A 15,895-nucleotide genomic window follows, 5' to 3' on the forward strand; every position below is an offset into this window, starting at 1 on the left:
GAACCGCCAGGAAGCCAGGAGCACGCAGGTGACCGCTACACTGCCCGCCAGCCCCACCGCCCGTGAGCTGACGATGGACCGTACCTCTCCGGCTGGCCGGCCGGGCGGGCGCCGTGTGCGCACGCCCTGGGCGGACCGGCTCTTCTCCATGGCCGCGCATGCGGCGGCCTGGCTGACGCTGGGCCTGCTGGTGGCCATCCTGCTGTCCCTCGTGGCCGGCGCGGCGCCCGCCATCCGGGAGTACGGCCTGTCCTTCCTGTGGCGCAGCGAGTGGGACCCGGTGCAGGACCGCTACGGCGGCCTGGTGATGATCTACGGCACGCTGATGACCTCGTTCATCGCGCTGGTCATCGCCGTGCCGGTCAGCTTCGGCATTGCGCTGTTCCTCACCGAACTGTCTCCCCAGTGGCTCAAGCGGCCCCTGGGCGTGGCCATCGAGCTCCTGGCCGCCGTGCCGTCCATCGTGTATGGCATGTGGGGCCTGCTCATCTTCGGCCCGCTGCTGGCCACCTATGTGCAGCAGCCGCTGCAATCGCTGTTCAAGGGCGTGCCGGTGCTGGGCGCGCTGTTCTCCGGCCCGCCGGTGGGCATCGGCCTGCTGTCGGCCGGCATCATCCTGGCCATCATGATCATCCCGTTCATCGCCTCGGTGATGCGCGACGTGTTCGAGGTGACGCCGCCCATGCTCAAGGAGTCGGCCTACGGCCTGGGCTCCACCACCTGGGAGGTGGTCTGGAACGTGGTGCTGCCCTACACCAAGACGGGTGTGGTGGGCGGCGTCATGCTGGGGCTGGGCCGTGCACTCGGCGAGACCATGGCGGTCACCTTCGTCATCGGCAACATGAACCAGCTCGACTCGCTGTCGCTGTTCGAGGCGGCCAACAGCATCAGCTCGGCGCTGGCCAACGAGTTCGCCGAAGCGGGCGAGGGCCTGCACCAGGCCTCGCTGATCTACCTGGGGCTGGTGCTGTTCTTCATCACCTTCGTGGTGCTGTCGATGTCCAAGCTGCTGCTGGCCCGCCTGAAGAAGAACGAAGGAGCGAAGTCGTGAGCCTGGCTTCCCTCGACGCAGGCCGCATGGCCATGCACCGGCGCCGCAAGCGCGTCAATGTGGTGGCCCTGGCGTTGTCGCTGGCGGCCATGGCCTTCGGCGTGTTCTGGCTGATCTGGATCCTCTACGAGACCATCACGCGGGGCATCGGCGGCATCTCCTGGCAGGTGTTCACCGAGATGACGCCGCCGCCACAGGCGGAGACCGGGGGACTGGCCAATGCCATCTTCGGCTCGCTGATGATGGTGGCGCTGGCCACGCTGATCGGCACGCCGGTGGGTGTGATGGCCGGCATCTACCTGGCCGAGTACGGGCAGCGCACCTGGCTGGGCCGCACCACGCAGTTCATCAACGACATCCTGCTGTCCGCCCCGTCCATCGTCATCGGCCTGTTCATCTACGCCGTGGTGGTGTCGCGCTTCAAGTCCTTCTCCGGCTGGGCCGGCGTGCTGGCCCTGTCGCTCATCGTCATTCCGGTGGTCATCCGCACCACCGAGAACATGCTGAGCCTGGTGCCCAACGCGCTGCGGGAGGCCGCCTACGCGCTGGGCACGCCCAAGTGGAAGGTGATCCTGTCCATCACGTTCAAGGCGGCACGCGCCGGCGTGGTGACGGGGGTGCTGCTGGCACTGGCGCGCGTGTCGGGCGAGACGGCCCCGCTGCTGTTCACGGCGCTGAGCAACCAGTTCTGGACCTCCGACCTGCGCGAACCGATGGCCAGCCTGCCGGTGACCATCTTCAAGTTCGCCATGAGCCCCTACGAGAACTGGCAGCAGCTGGCCTGGGCGGGTGTCTTCCTGATCACGCTCGGCGTGCTCGCGCTGAACATCCTGGCGCGCGTGCTGTTCCGCAACAAACACTGACGCGAGGAGATCCCTCTTCCATGGACGCCCGAGTCGAACCCCTGCTGGCCGAGAAGGCCAAGATCGCGGTCCGCGACCTCAACTTCTACTACGGCAGCTTCCACGCCCTGAAGCACATCCACCTCGACATCCCCGAGAAGAAGGTCACCGCCTTCATCGGTCCGTCGGGCTGCGGCAAGTCCACGCTGCTGCGCACCTTCAACCGCATGTACGAGCTGTATCCCGAGCAGCGTGCCGAGGGGCAGATCCTGGTGGACGGCGAGAACGTGCTGGACAAGCGCCTGGACGTGTCCCTGATCCGCGCCAAGGTGGGCATGGTCTTCCAGAAGCCCACGCCGTTCCCGATGTCGATCTACGACAACATCGCGTTCGGCGTGCGCCTGTTCGAGAACCTCTCCCGCGTGGAGATGGACGAGCGCGTCGAGTGGGCCCTGAAGAAAGCCGCGCTGTGGACCGAGGTGAAGGACAAGCTGGGGCAGAGCGGCGCCGGCCTGTCCGGCGGCCAGCAGCAGCGCCTGTGCATCGCGCGCGGCATCGCCATCAAGCCCGAGGTGCTGCTGCTGGACGAACCGTGCTCGGCGCTGGACCCCATCTCCACCGGCAAGGTGGAGGAGCTGATCCACGAGCTCAAGACCGACTACACCGTGGTCATCGTCACCCACAACATGCAGCAGGCGGCCCGCGTGTCGGACTACACCGCCTACATGTACCTGGGCGACCTGATCGAGTTCGGCCCCACCCGTGACCTCTTCATGAAACCGCAGAAGAAGGACACCGAGGACTACATCACCGGTCGCTTCGGCTGAAGCGACGCGCGAAGGACACCGCATGGACAAGCATCTTTCCACCCAGTTCGACGCGGAGCTGAGCGGCGTCTCCACCCGCGTGCTCGAGATGGGCGGCCTGGTCGAGGCCCAGGTGGCCCAGGCCATCTACGCCCTGACCAACTACAGCGCCGAGACGGCCACCCAGGTGCTGCAGATGGAGGAGAAGGTCAACCAGCTCGAGATCGACATCGACGCGGACCTGTCGGCCATCATCGCGCGCCGCCAGCCCACCGCGCGGGACCTGCGGCTGCTGATCGCCATCAGCAAGACCATCGGCAACCTGGAGCGTGTGGGCGACGAGGCCGCCCGCATCGCGCGCACGGTGCAGCGACTGATCAACACGGGCGTCTTCAGCCGCCTGCGGCTGCCGGTGGGCGACGTCTCGTTCGAGGCCACGCTGGCCACCGCCTCGCTGCGCAAGGCGCTCGATGCCTTCGCCCGCCTGGACACCGTGCAGGCGCTGGACGTCATCAAGAACGACAACCAGATCGATGCCGAGTTCGACGGCCTGATGCGCAAGCTCATCACCTACATGATGGAAGACCCGCGCACCATCTCGGCGTCCATCGACCTGGTGTTCGTGGCCAAGGCCATCGAGCGCGTGGGCGACCACGCCAAGAACCTGGCCGAGCAGATCATCTACATCGTCAAGGGGACCGACGTGCGCCACAACACCGTGGAAGCCGTCGAGTCCATCGCCCTGACCCGCAGCTGACGCGCTGCCCGCAGACAAGAGAGGGACCATGCCTACCGTGCTCGTGGTCGAAGACGAATCGGCCATCGCCGAACTCATCGCCATCAACCTGCGCCATGCCGGCTTCGAGGTGACGCTGGCCGAGAACGCCGACCAGGCCCAGGTGGCGGTGGATGCCGTGCTGCCGGACCTGGTGCTGCTGGACTGGATGCTGCCGGGCCAGTCGGGCGTGGCGCTGGCGCGCCGCTGGCGCGCCGATGCGCGCACGCGCGAGCTGCCCATCATCATGCTGACCGCCCGTGCGGACGAGGCCGACAAGGTCTCCGGCCTGGACGCGGGGGCCGACGACTACCTGACCAAGCCGTTCTCCACCCAGGAGCTGCTGGCCCGCATCCGCGCCGTGCTGCGCCGCCGGGTGCCCGAGGCGCTGGACAGCGTGGTGGAAGTGGGCGGCCTGCGCCTGGACCCGTCCACCCGCCGCGTCAGCCGGCAGGGGGTGGAGTTGCGCCTGGGCCCCACCGAGTTCCGCCTGCTGCACTTCTTCATGGCGCATCCTGAGCGTGTGCACAGCCGCGCCCAGCTGCTCGACCGGGTGTGGGGCGACCATGTCTTCATCGAGGAGCGCACGGTGGACGTGCACGTGAAGCGCCTGCGCGAGGCGCTGATGCCGGCACGCTGCGCGACCATGATCGAGACCGTCCGCGGGGCCGGCTACCGCTTCACGCAGCACGCCACGGCGGCCGCCGTCTGATCGAGCCGATCATGGGCTGGATGGGTTGGCGGCTGGCGTTCACGCTCGCCGTCGCGGCCGCCGGCGGGCTGCTGGGCCACCTGTGGGGCACCACCCGCCCGGCGCACTGGATCGACGGGGTGCTTGGTGGCGCCTTGCTGGCCGTCACGCTGCTGTTCGTGCGCGATCTGGTCGTCGGCCACCGCGTGCTGCGCTGGCTCAGCGGCGGGCTGGTGGACGCGCCCCGCCACCAGGTCGGGCTGTGGGGCGAGCTCACGGCCCGCATCGAGCGGGCGGTGCGCAGCCGCGACCGGCAGATCGAGCAGGAGCGGGATCGCCTGGCGCAGTTCCTCTCGGCGATCGAGGCGTCGCCCAACGGCGTGCTGCTGCTGGACGCGTCCGAGCAGATCCGGTGGTGCAGCCAGACGGCGGCCGAGCACCTGGGTCTGGACCGTCACCGCGACATCGACCAGCGGGTGACCAACCTGGTGCGCGCACCGGCCTTCGTGTCGCTGCTGCAGTCGCGCCAGTTCGAGCACCCGGTGCAGATCCCGCAGCCGGGCGGGCGCGGGGTGCTCTCCGTGATGGTGCGCGCCTATGGCGACGGCCAGCGCCTGGTGCTCACCCAGGACATCACCCAGCGCGAGCGCGCCGAATCCATGCGGCGCGACTTCGTGGCCAACGTGTCGCACGAGATCCGCACCCCGCTCACCGTGGTGGCCGGCTTCGTGGAGACGCTCACCAACCTGCCGCTGTCCGAGGTGGAGCGCAGGCGCGTGCTGGTGCTGATGGCGCAGCAGACGCAGCGCATGCAGAGCCTGGTGGGCGACCTGCTGACGCTGGCGCGGCTCGAAGGCAGCCCGCGGCCGCCGGTGGACACCTGGGTGCCGTTGGCGCGCATCGGTGCGGCGGTGGAAGCCGATGCCCAGGGGCTGTCCGCCTCGCGCCACCGGCTGAGCTTCGACTGGGGCGACGGCGTGGAGCTCGCGGGCAGTGAGCCGGAGCTGCTCAGTGCGCTGACCAACCTGGTGAGCAATGCCGTGCGCTACACGCCCGAAGGCGGCGAGGTGAGCGTGCGCTGGCGCAACCGGGCGGACGGGGCCGGCGAGGTCGCCGTGCGGGACACCGGCCCGGGCATCGCGGCCGAGCACCTGCCGCGCCTGACCGAGCGCTTCTACCGCGTGGATGGCAGCCGCTCCCGCGACACCGGCGGCACCGGTCTCGGGCTGGCCATCGTCAAGCACGTGGTGCAGCGCCACGGGGGCGAACTGCAGATCGAAAGCCGTGTCGGCGCCGGCTCGTGCTTCACGCTGGTGCTGCCGGCGGCGCGCCTGCGCCGCCCGGTGGACGCCACGACCGACGCCGCGCCCGAGCTGCGCTGAACCGAGCCGCCCCTTGACCGGGCGGCGCTCAGCCGCCCGCGCGGCGGTAGACCAGCAACTGCTCGTTGCGCTGCGCCGGGCGCCGCAGGCGGGCCTGGAAGACCCAGCCCTCCGGCGCGGCGGGCGTGGCGCCTCGGCCGCGCCATTCCAGCAGCAGGTGGTCGCAGCCCGGCGCATCCGCCTCCGGCCCGGCCGAGGTGCGCACGACATGCCGGCCGAACGCCTCGAGTGCCGCCACCTGGGCGCGGGCCAGCCCGGGAGCCCGGACGCAGGAGCCACGGGGCACGTGCAGGTCCACCAGCTCCACCAGCGGGCGCGGGCTGCGGGCATAGTCCAGCGGCGGCAGCAGCAGCGTCATGGCGAGCAGCCAGGCCAGGGCCACGCCGCTGGCGGGAAGCACCAGGCTCTTCCACAGCGGATGCCGGTGGCGCGAGGTGCGCCAGCGCACCAGCCACAGCCACGCGATCGAGCCCAGGCAGGCGGCCACCAGCTCGGTGGCCGAAAACACCGGCTGGAAGCCCGGGGCCAGCCGCTGGATGTTGGCCATCGGCTTGGCCGGCACGCCGGTCTGCATCGAGAGATAGACCACCCAGATGGCCAGCGCCGCCAGGGTGAAGAAGAAGACGGAGAACCAGTCGATGGCGGCGCCGGCGCTGCGCCGCAAGGTCGGCAGCGAGAAGGCCGCGAGCACCGCGAAGCCGGGCAGGGCGAGCAGCAGCGCGCGGTCCGAGCCGCCCATGAGCAGCGACGCGCCCACGCCCACCAGCACCACACCCAGCGGCACCGCGATATGGCGGCTCAGGGCCTGGCGGCGCCAGCGCCACATCGTCCACAGGGCCAGGGGCGACACCGGCCAGGTGAACCACAGCAGCAGGCGCGCGCTGCCGCCGGCCTCCGGCCAATCGAGCCGCATGCGCCAGGCGTCGAGCCCCGTGGCCACACCGGCGGTGAGCGCCAGGGCCGCCAGCAGCCAGGGCCACAGGCCACGCGCTTCGGCATAGCGAGAGCGGCCCGTCACCACCAGCGCCAGCACGCCCAGGGCCATGGCCATGGCAGGGGCGCCGCTGCTGGCCAGCGCGGGCAGCGCCAGCAGCAGGCCGGCCCGCACCGGCCACGAGCGGTACGGCGCGGCGGCCAGGGCCCACATCCACAGCGCCACCACGCTCAGCTGCATCAGCTCGGGGGTGGTCTCGTGGCCGAGCTGCAGCAGCCCGAGCGTGGCGATGACCGCCAGCAGCGCGCCGTCGGCCAGGGCGCGGGCGTAGTCCACCGGGTCCGCCTCACCGCCGAAGGCGAAGGGCACCGGCTGGGCCGCCTCCGTGCGGGCGAGGTGGAAGGTGGCGTACCACACCAGCGCCAGCGTGACGCCCAGCAGCGCCGCGAAGGGCAGGCGCGCCGCGAGCGCCGGGTCGAGCACCGGGCCGAGCAGCTGGATGAACAGGGCCCCCAGGAGGTGCGGCAGGACCGCCGGGTCGGCGGGCAGGTCCCCCAGGCTCGGCGCCCACCACGGGCTGCGGCCCTCGGCGATGCTCAGCATCGTCGCGTAGGCCGTGACATCGGCATTGCGCCAGGGGTCGCGTCCGAACAGGCCGGGCAGCAGGTAGGCGGCGCAGAACAGCAGCAGGGCCGCACGCGGCAGGCGCTGCGCCGCGCGCTGCGTGACGAGCGCGGGGTTGGGCAGGGCGGCCGGCGGGGGCGAGGGCGTGGAGGGACTCACGGGCGGGGAATGCCAAGGGCAGGCAGAAAAAAAGGCAGCCGCGGGGCTGCCTTCTCGTGCAACGGCATGCGCCGCGTGGTCACTTCTTGATGCCGACGCGCGCGAACTTGTTGCGGAACTTCTCGACGCGGCCGCCCAGCGTGTCCACGCTCTTTTGCTGGCCCGTGTAGAAGGGGTGCGATTCGCTGGTGGTTTCGAGCTTGAACAGCGGCAGTTCACGGCCGTCGTCCATCTTGATGGATTCCTTCGACGGCGCGCAGGAACGCGTCACGAACTTGAAGCCGTTGGACAGGTCGACGAAGCAGACGTCGCGGTAGTTGGGGTGAATGCCTTGTTTCATGGCGCAAATCCTCGCAGCAGTCGCGGGCAGCCACGCGGCACACCATGTGCACGCACTTGCCCTAGAGCGGAAAAACGTTGGATTGTAGCTCAACCGGCCAGCGCCGCGGGGCCCGGTTGGCCGGCGGGCGACAACGCCGCCAACACATGGCGGGTCATCGCCCGCGCCAGCTCCTGCTCGCCTACCAGCACTGTGCCGGCGCCCTCCTCGCGCAGCAGGGCGGCCTCGGTCTCGTTGTGGCTGCGCACGACCACCTCGACCGACGGATTGAGCTCCCGGGCGATGGCCACGGTCTGTCGCACGTCCAGCGTGTCGGGCGTGGCGATCACCAGCGCGCGGGCCTCGCGGATGTGGGCCTGGACCAGCACCTCCGGCTCGGTGGCATCGCCCCAGACGGCGGCATGGCCCTGTTCGCGCAGGTCAGCCACATGGTCGCGGTTGGCCTCGACCACGACGAAGGGCACTCCCCGTTCGGCCAGCGCGTCGCCGATGCAGCGGCCCACGCGCCCGTAGCCCACCAGCACCACCTGGTTGGCCAGGTAGCGCGCGGCAGTGTCCATGGGCAGCGCGGCCAGGGCGTCCTCGGCCGGCGCCAGGCGGTGGGCCAGACGCGGATGGCGGCCCAGCCACCGCTCCAGCGGCTCGATGGCGGCGAATGCCAGCGGGTTGAGCGCGATGGAAATCAGTGCGCCCGCGACGATGAGGCTCTGGGCCTCGGGGCTCAGCAGGCCGAGCGCGAGGCCCAGCCCCGCGAGGATGAACGAGAACTCGCCGATCTGCGCGAGGCTGGCCGCGGCGGTGAGCGCGGTGCGTGCGGGGTAGCGCAGCAGCAGCACGAGCACCACCGCCGCGGCCGCCTTGCCGCCCATGATGATGGCAACCGTGGCCAGCACACGCAGCGGCTGCTCCACGAGCACCGCGGGATCGAACAGCATGCCCACCGACACGAAGAAGAGCACCGCGAAGGCGTCTTGCAGCGGCAGCGTCTGCTCGGCCGCACGCTGGCTGAACTCGGACTCGCGCAGCACCATGCCGGCGAAGAAGGCGCCCAGGGCGAAGGACACACCGAACAGCGCCGAGGAGCCGTAGGCGATGCTCACGGCGGCCGCCACCGTGCACAGGGTGAACAGCTCGCGCGACCCGGTCTTGGTCACCTGCCACAGCAGCCAGGGGAAGAGGCGGCGGCCCAGCACCAGCATGAAGGCGACGAAGCCGCCCACCTGCGCCAGCGTGGTCAGCAGGGTGACGCCGAGGTGGCCCTGGCTGGCCCCCTCCAGGGCCTTGCCGCCCATCAGCGGGGCCAGGGCGGGCAGGAGCACCAGCACCAGCACCATGGCGAGGTCTTCCACCACCAGCCAGCCGATCGCGATGCGTCCGTTGGCGGTGTCGAGGACGCCGCGCGCCTCCAGCGCCTTGAGCAGCACCACGGTGCTGGCCACCGAGAGCGACAGCCCAAACAGCAGGGCGCTGCCCAGGGGCCAGCCCCACCAGGTGGCCACGGCCGCGCCCAGCGCGGTGGCCACCGCCATCTGCGCCACGGCGCCCGGCAGGGCGACGCGGCGCACCGCCAGCAGGTCCGAGAGGGAGAAGTGCAGCCCGACGCCGAACATGAGCAGCATCACGCCGATCTCGGCGAGCTGCGCGGCGATCACGCCATCGGCGACGAAGCCGGGCGTGCCGGGGCCGATGGCCACGCCGGCCAGCAGGTAGCCCACCAGCGCAGGCAGGCGCAGGCGCACGGCCACGAAGCCGAGCACCAGCGCCAGCGCGAAGCCGGCGGCCAGGGTGGTGATGAGACTGACGTTGTGCGGCATGCAGGGCCCTCCTCATGCCGCGGGAGGGAAGGCCGGTGTCAGCCGCCGCGGCGCATCATGTCGAAGAAGTCGAGGTTGTTCTTGCTCGCCTTCATCTTGTCGAGCACGAACTCCATCGCCTCGATCTCGTCCATGTTGTACAGCAGCTTGCGCAAGATCCAGGTCTTCTGCAGGATCTCCGGCTTGAGCAGGAGTTCCTCGCGGCGCGTGCCCGACTTGTTGATCAGGATCGAGGGGTACACGCGCTTCTCGGCCATGCGGCGGTCCAGGTGGATCTCGCAGTTGCCGGTGCCCTTGAACTCCTCGTAGATCACCTCGTCCATCTTGGAGCCGGTGTCGATGAGCGCGGTGCCGATGATGGTGAGCGAGCCGCCTTCTTCCACGTTGCGCGCGGCGCCGAAGAAGCGCTTGGGGCGCTGCAGCGCATTGGCATCGACGCCGCCGGTCAGCACCTTGCCGGAGCTGGGCAGCACGTTGTTGTAGGCGCGCGCCAGGCGGGTGATGGAGTCGAGCAGGATGACCACGTCCTTGCCGAGCTCGACCAGGCGCTTGGCGCGCTCGATCACCATCTCGGCCACCTGCACGTGGCGCGCCGCGGGCTCGTCGAAGGTCGACGAGATCACCTCGCCGCGCACGCCGCGCACCATCTCGGTCACTTCCTCGGGCCGCTCGTCGACGAGCAGCATGATGAGGTGGATCTCCGGATGGTTGGCCACCAGCGCGTGGGCGATGTGCTTCATCATCACCGTCTTGCCGGTCTTGGGCTGCGCGACGAGCAGCGCGCGCTGTCCCTTGCCGATGGGCGCGATCAGGTCGACGATGCGGCCGGTGATGTTCTCCTCGCCCTTGAAGTTGTCACGCTCGAGCTTGAACGCCTCTTTCGGGAAGAGCGGCGTCAGGTTCTCGAACATGATCTTGTGCTTGTTCTCCTCCGGCGTCAGGCCGTTCACGCGGTCGACCTTGACCAGCGCGAAGTAGCGCTCGCCGTCCTTGGGCACGCGCACCTCGCCCTCGATCAGGTCGCCAGTGTGGAGGTTGAAGCGGCGGATCTGGCTGGGCGACAGGTAGATGTCGTCGGTCGACGCCATGTAGCTGGTGTCGATGGAGCGCAGGAAGCCGAAGCCATCGGGCAACACCTCCAGCACGCCGTCGCCGAAGACCTGTTCGCCGGCCTTGGCCCGCTTCTTCATGATCGCGAACATCAGCTCCTGCTTGCGCAGGCGCGAGACGTTGTCGATCTCCAGCTCTTCGCCCATCTTGATGAGGGCGGAGACGTGAAGCGCCTTGAGTTCAGACAGATGCATGGGCCAACACCCTTGGGGGAAAGGCCCCGTTCGTCCTGGCGGGCAGGCGAGGGGCCGGTGGGCGGGCGCAACGCGCAGCGGCCGAAAGGCCTGCACACGCGCGACGTTCCGCGTTCGAAACGAAACCGACTGGAAAACCGGGGAGGGGACTGACGCCTCGGGGCCTGAAACCAGCGCGCCAACCGGGGTTGCCGGGGGCGAGGGAGCCGCGAAAGGCGGGTATCGCTCGGGCACCGGTGCCGGCCGGTGAGGCCGCGCACCGAGGTGCCGTCAGGCGCGATTATAGATGGCCGTCGAGGAACGCGGTCAATTGGGCCTTGGACAGGGCACCCACCTTGGTGGCCGCGAGCTGGCCGCCCTTGAACAGCATGAGCGTGGGAATGCCCCGGATGCCGAACTTGGCGGGCACTTCGCGGTTCTCGTCCACGTTCATCTTGGCCACCTGCAGACGCTCGCCATAGTCCTTGGCGGCCTCGTCCAGGATGGGCGCAATCATCTTGCACGGGCCACACCATTCGGCCCAGTAGTCGACCAGCACCGGCTTGTCGGACTTCAGGACGTCTGCCTCGAACGAGGCGTCGGAGATGTGCTTGATCAGTTCGCTGCTCATGAAGGATGGCTCCGTTGGCGCCCAGTTTCCCGGGCGTGAAGATTCTGACATAAAGGCCCCGTTCACGCGGGGCGAGGGCGGGGCCGTCCCCAGCCGCCACAGGGCCCGGGGCGGCCGCCCGCCCCGCGAAATGGTCACGGTTTCCGCCCCAGTTCCCTGCACTGCCGGGCGGTGCCGCGCGGTTCAATCGGGGCATGGCCCGCATGCCGCCCGCATGCCGGGCTTCTTGAATCTGCCATGGCGTCCACGTCGTCTTCTTCTGCCGGTCCATCCGCCGCGGGGTCTGCCTCGCAGGGTGCGGTGCGCCATTTCGGACGGTTCCAGCTGCTGCGCCTGCTGGGCAAGAGCGAGCGCGGCATGCTGTGGCTGGCCATGGACGGCACGCAGCCGCAGGAGGTGATGCTGGCCATGCCGCGCCATCCGCCCGGCGACGCCGCGGCGGCCTGGCAGCAGGCCGTGCGGCGTGCCGCGCGCCTGGCCCACCCCTGCCTGGCCAAGGCGCTGGAGATCGGCGAGCACGAGCGCTGGCCCTATGTGGTGTACGAGCGGGGCGCCAGCGCCACCTGGTCCGAGCGCTTCTCCGCGCACGGCGTGGCCGCCACCGAGCTGGCCGACTGGCTCGCCCAGGCGGCCCAGGGCTTGGCATTCGCCCACGAGGCGGGTGTCGCCCACCACGACCTGCAGCCCTGGTGGCTCACCGTGTCGGACGACCAGCGCGTCAGCGTGCTGGGCCTGGAGGTGCCGGGCGCACCTCGGGCCTCGGTGACGCAGCCGGGTGGCCTGGACGAACTGCGCGCGGTGCGCAACGCCGCCGGTGCCGATGTCCTGGGGCTGGGCCTGGTGGCGCACTGGGCGCTGGCCGCGCACCCGCCGCTCGACGAGCCCGACCTCGGCCGGGTGATCGCCCGCATGCCGCCCCACGGCATCGAGTTCGTGCGCCTGCCCTGGGCGGTGCCCCGGCCCGTGCCCGAGCCGCTGCGCGCCATCGTCAACCGCGCGACCGACCGCCAGGAGCGGCACCGCTACCACAACGCCCGCACCCTGCAGCGGGCGCTGGAGGGCTGGCTGCGCAGCACCGCCGAGCACGAAGGCGGCCCGCTGGCCCTGCTGCTGGACCGCATCCGCCAGGTGGGGGCCCTGCCGGCGCAGCCGGGGGCGGCCGAGCGGGTGGCGCACCTGGCCCTGATGGACAGTGCGCGCACCAGCGACATGGCCGACCTGCTGCTCGAGGACGTGGCACTGAGTTTCGAGCTGCTGCGCATGGTCAACAGTGCGCAGCTGGCCGCCGGGCGAGGGGCCGGCGACGGGCCGGTGCTGATGCTGCGCCGCGCCATCGCCATGGTGGGTCTGGACGGGGTGCGGCGGGCGGCGCTGTCGCTGAGGCGCTGGCCCGGCCCCATGAACGAGCAGGCCGCCGGCGAGATGGAAGCACTCGTCCGTCGGGTCAAGCGCGCGGGGCGCGTGGCCACCCGGCTGGTGCCCGCGGGCTACGACGGCGAGGTGGTGTTCCTCATCACCTTGCTGCAGAACCTGGGCCGCCTGCTGGTGCAGTACCACTACCCCGAGGAGGCGGCGCAGATCCGGCGCCTGATGCAGCCGACGGTGGTCACTGTGCCGAGCCGGTCGCCGGGCGTACCGCCGGAGACCAAGGAAGAGCCCGGCATGGGTGCCGAGGCGGCGTCCTATGCCGTGCTGGGGGCCGACATGGAGGCCCTGGGCGCGGCGGTGGCCCGTCACTGGGGGCTGGACGACTCCGTGCAGCACATGATGCGGCGCGTGCCGGCGACCGCGCCGGTGCGCGTGCCGGATAGCGATGCCGACATCCTGCGCCTGAGTGCCAGCTGCGCCAACGACCTCGTGGACGCCATGCTGCTGTCCGCCGGCCATGCGTCCAAGGCGCTGGCGCTGGTCGTGCAGCGCTATGCCCGCGCGCTGGGCATGAGCGGCCGGGAGATCCAGGAGGCGCTGCAGGGCGACGCCCGGCCGCGCGCGGCGCCGGCACGCCCGGCCGCCGCCGGGGCTGCGCCGGCTGCGGCGCCTGCACCGTCCGCGCCGCGACCGGGGCGGGCTGCGCCCACCGCCGACGCCGGGACCTTGTCATGAGCACGGCGGTGAGCACGCGACCCGCTGACGGCGCGGCCCCCGTGCAGCGTGTGGGGCGGTTCGAGTTGCGGCGGGTGCTGGGCCGCGGCGCCCAGGCCGCCGTGTGGCTGGGCTGGGACCCCCAGCTGCAGCGCGAGGTGGCCGTCAAGGTGATGGGCAGCCGCGCCGAGGCCCAGGTGGCCAATGAGTGGCTGTCCGAGGCACGCGCGGCCAGCGCGCTCACCCACCCCGGCATCGTGCCGGTGTACGAGGCCGGCCAGGATGGCGACACGGTCTTCCTGGTGTTCGAGCGGGTGGAGGGAACGACACTGGCCGACCGCCTGCGCGGCCTGGGGCCCATGCCGGCCCACGAGGCGGCCGAGCTGATGCGCGAGGTGCTGGACGCCCTGGCGTTCGCCCACGCGCGCGGCGTGGTGCACCGTGACTTGAAGCCCTCCAACATCCTCATCGGCACCGACGGGCGCGCCCGGGTGATGGACTTCGGCATCGCGGCGCGCCTGTCGGACGCGCACGATGGCCGCATTGTCGGCACGCCCGGCTATATCTCGCCCGAGGCCGCGCGCGGCCAGGCGCCGTCGCCCGCGATGGATGTCTTCGCGGCCGGCATGATGCTGGGCCAGCTGCTGCTGGGCGGCCCGCTGCGCCCCATCCCCGCCACCCCGCAGGCCGCCCTGCGCCAGGCCATTGACGAGACGGTGACATGGCCGGCCCACGCCGCCGTGGCCGTGGACGACGCCCTGCGCAGCATGGTGCTGCGGGCGGCCGCGCCGCTGCCCGAATCGCGCTTCGCCAGCGCCACCGAATTCCGCGACGCGCTGGCGCGCTGGCTGACGCCGCCGGAGGCGCCACCCCAGCCGGGTGGCCACGGCACCCTGGAGTTCCTGCTGCGGCGCATGCGGCTGCACGGCGACTTCCCGGCGCTGTCGGATTCGGTCACGCGCATCCAGCGTGTCACCACGTCCGAGAACGAGAGCCTGCAGGCGCTGTCCGCGGAGATCCTGAAGGACGTGGCGCTCACCCAGAAGCTGCTGCGGCTGGTGAACACCGCCCACTTCCGCCATGTGGGCGCCGGCGAGATCGCCACCGTGTCGCGCGCCACGGCGCTCATCGGCTTCGCCGGCATCCGCAACATGGCCTTGTCGGTGGTGCTGCTGGAGCACATGAAGGACCAGACGCACGCCCAGCGCATGAAGGAGCTGTTCCTGCAGGCGCTGCTCACCGGCACCCTGGTGGACCAGCTCTCGCCGCCGTCGCGCGAGCGCGAGGAGGCCTTCCTGGGCGGCATGCTGAGCCACCTCGGGCGCATGCTGGCCGAGTATTACTTTCCCGAGGAGGCCGCCCAGGTGCGCCAGCGCATCGCCCGCAGCGGCCTGCGCGACGCCACGGCGCCCGCGCCCAGCGAGGCCCGCGTGGCGGCCGATGTGCTGGGGCTGAGCTACGACGACCTGGCCCAGGGCATCGCCCAGTCCTGGGGCCTGCCGGACACCCTGCGGCGCGTGATGAGCCCGCCGCAGGACGAGGTGCCGGCGCGCCCGGTGGATTCACCGATCGAGCGCATGCGCTGGCGCGTGCGGGCGGCCGGGGAGATCGTGCATGTGCTGCTGGAGGGCGACCCGGCCCAGGCCGACGCCCGTGTGGGCCAGGTGTGCGAGCGCTTCGCGCGCGCCCTGGCCGTCCGGCCCGAGGACATGGCGGGCGCCGTGAAGCTGGCACGGGTGCACCTGGTGGAGATGGCGGCGAGCCTGAAGCTGGAGGTGTCTGCGCAGGCGCGCGCCCGGCGCCTGATGGACACGCTCACCGCGGCCGCGGGCGCCGCCGCAGCGGCCGGGGGGGCCGTGGCCGCGCTAGGCCCCGCGGCTAAGCCCGCGACGGGCGCGGCCGACATGGCCGACGACACCCCCACGCTGCTGCTGCCCGCAGCGGCCACCCCGGCCAATGCGCACGCGGTGCTGACCGCTGGCATCGCCAACGTGACGCACTCGATGGCCGGCGACAGCTTCCGGCTGAACGAGGTGCTGGCGCTCATCCTGGGCGCCATGCACGAGGGCCTGGGCTTCGACCGGGTGGTGTTCTGCCTGCGCGACCCGCGCTCGGGCCTGCTGCAAGGGCGGCTCGGCCTGGGCCCCGGCGCGGACGCCTTCGCCCAGCGGTTTTCCGTGGACGCGCGCCGCCCGCAGCCGACCGACCTGTTCGCCGCCGCCTGCCTGAAAGGAGCGGACACGCTCATCAGCGACGCCCGCGCGCCCAGCCTGGGGCCGCGGCTGCCGGCCTGGTACCGGCCGGCCCCGGCGTGCAGCTTCCTGCTGCTGCCGATGATGCTCAAGGGGGCGCCGTTCGCCTTGATCTACGCCGACCGGCAGGCCGTGCCGATCGACCTGGCCGAGAGCGAGCTGGGCTTGCTGCGCACCTTGCGCAACCAGGCGGTGATGGCATTCAAGGCCGCCAGCTGACACCGCGCGG

The 15,895-nt window shown here is 71.2% G+C and carries 13 protein-coding genes; 8 read left to right on the forward strand and 5 right to left on the reverse strand.

Annotated features, from left to right (window positions below; translation table 11 throughout):
- Nucleotides 1-73: 73 nt before the first annotated feature.
- The 6 genes from pstC to phoR are packed head-to-tail and all read left to right on the forward strand — an operon-like array spanning nucleotide 74 to nucleotide 5,547.
- Nucleotides 74-1,051, forward strand: a complete 978-nt coding sequence (gene pstC / locus ACE3UN_RS04995; RefSeq protein ID WP_374673816.1) for a phosphate ABC transporter permease PstC — start codon at nucleotides 74-76, stop codon at nucleotides 1,049-1,051.
- 26 nt (nucleotides 1,052-1,077) lie between these two features.
- Entirely contained in the window at nucleotides 1,078-1,914 is an 837-nt protein-coding gene (gene pstA, locus ACE3UN_RS05000) for a phosphate ABC transporter permease PstA (protein WP_374673911.1), read from the forward strand.
- A 20-nt stretch (nucleotides 1,915-1,934) separates the two neighbouring features.
- Entirely contained in the window at nucleotides 1,935-2,720 is a 786-nt protein-coding gene (pstB, locus tag ACE3UN_RS05005) for a phosphate ABC transporter ATP-binding protein PstB (RefSeq protein WP_374673817.1), read from the forward strand.
- Nucleotides 2,721-2,742: 22 nt separating this feature from the next.
- On the forward strand, nucleotides 2,743-3,456 hold the full coding sequence (gene phoU, locus ACE3UN_RS05010; RefSeq protein WP_374673818.1) for a phosphate signaling complex protein PhoU: 714 nt from the start codon (nucleotides 2,743-2,745) through the stop codon (nucleotides 3,454-3,456).
- 28 nt (nucleotides 3,457-3,484) lie between these two features.
- Nucleotides 3,485-4,186 carry a phosphate regulon transcriptional regulator PhoB gene (phoB, locus tag ACE3UN_RS05015; RefSeq protein ID WP_374673819.1) on the forward strand — a complete coding sequence of 234 codons (702 nt, stop codon included), beginning with the start codon at nucleotides 3,485-3,487 and terminating at the stop codon, nucleotides 4,184-4,186.
- Nucleotides 4,187-4,197: 11 nt separating this feature from the next.
- Nucleotides 4,198-5,547, forward strand: a complete 1,350-nt coding sequence (gene phoR, locus ACE3UN_RS05020) for a phosphate regulon sensor histidine kinase PhoR (RefSeq protein WP_374673820.1) — start codon at nucleotides 4,198-4,200, stop codon at nucleotides 5,545-5,547.
- 28 nt (nucleotides 5,548-5,575) lie between these two features.
- On the opposite strand, the gene ACE3UN_RS05025 is transcribed toward phoR, so the two are convergent.
- The 5 genes from ACE3UN_RS05025 to trxA form a co-directional block, all read right to left on the reverse strand.
- Complete coding sequence (locus tag ACE3UN_RS05025) at nucleotides 5,576-7,264, reverse strand: hypothetical protein (protein ID WP_374673821.1); 1,689 nt, start codon at nucleotides 7,262-7,264, stop codon at nucleotides 5,576-5,578.
- A 79-nt stretch (nucleotides 7,265-7,343) separates the two neighbouring features.
- The gene (locus tag ACE3UN_RS05030; RefSeq protein WP_374673822.1) at nucleotides 7,344-7,604 is read right to left on the reverse strand and encodes a type B 50S ribosomal protein L31; all 261 of its coding nucleotides are present in this window, start codon (nucleotides 7,602-7,604) and stop codon (nucleotides 7,344-7,346) included.
- Between the two features lie 89 nt (nucleotides 7,605-7,693).
- Nucleotides 7,694-9,418: a YbaL family putative K(+) efflux transporter gene (ybaL, locus tag ACE3UN_RS05035; protein WP_374673823.1), complete on the reverse strand. Its 1,725-nt coding sequence runs from the start codon at nucleotides 9,416-9,418 to the stop codon at nucleotides 7,694-7,696.
- 38 nt (nucleotides 9,419-9,456) lie between these two features.
- A complete protein-coding gene (rho, locus tag ACE3UN_RS05040) occupies nucleotides 9,457-10,722 on the reverse strand; it encodes a transcription termination factor Rho (protein WP_374673824.1) in 1,266 nt (421 codons plus the stop codon).
- A gap of 280 nt (nucleotides 10,723-11,002) precedes the next feature.
- Nucleotides 11,003-11,332: a thioredoxin TrxA gene (trxA, locus tag ACE3UN_RS05045; protein WP_374673825.1), complete on the reverse strand. Its 330-nt coding sequence runs from the start codon at nucleotides 11,330-11,332 to the stop codon at nucleotides 11,003-11,005.
- 237 nt (nucleotides 11,333-11,569) lie between these two features.
- Here trxA and ACE3UN_RS05050 point away from each other — a divergent pair, with 237 nt between their 5' ends.
- Nucleotides 11,570-13,435 (forward strand): HDOD domain-containing protein, encoded by a 1,866-nt coding sequence (locus ACE3UN_RS05050; RefSeq protein ID WP_374673826.1) that lies wholly within the window; start codon nucleotides 11,570-11,572, stop codon nucleotides 13,433-13,435.
- An 8-nt stretch (nucleotides 13,436-13,443) separates the two neighbouring features.
- Nucleotides 13,444-15,885, forward strand: coding sequence for an HDOD domain-containing protein (locus tag ACE3UN_RS05055; protein WP_374673827.1), 2,442 nt, complete (start codon nucleotides 13,444-13,446; stop codon nucleotides 15,883-15,885).
- Nucleotides 15,886-15,895 lie beyond the last annotated feature (10 nt).

The sequence above is a fragment of the Ideonella sp. genome, assembly GCF_041918995.1.
Lineage (GTDB): Bacteria > Pseudomonadota > Gammaproteobacteria > Burkholderiales > Burkholderiaceae_C > Ideonella.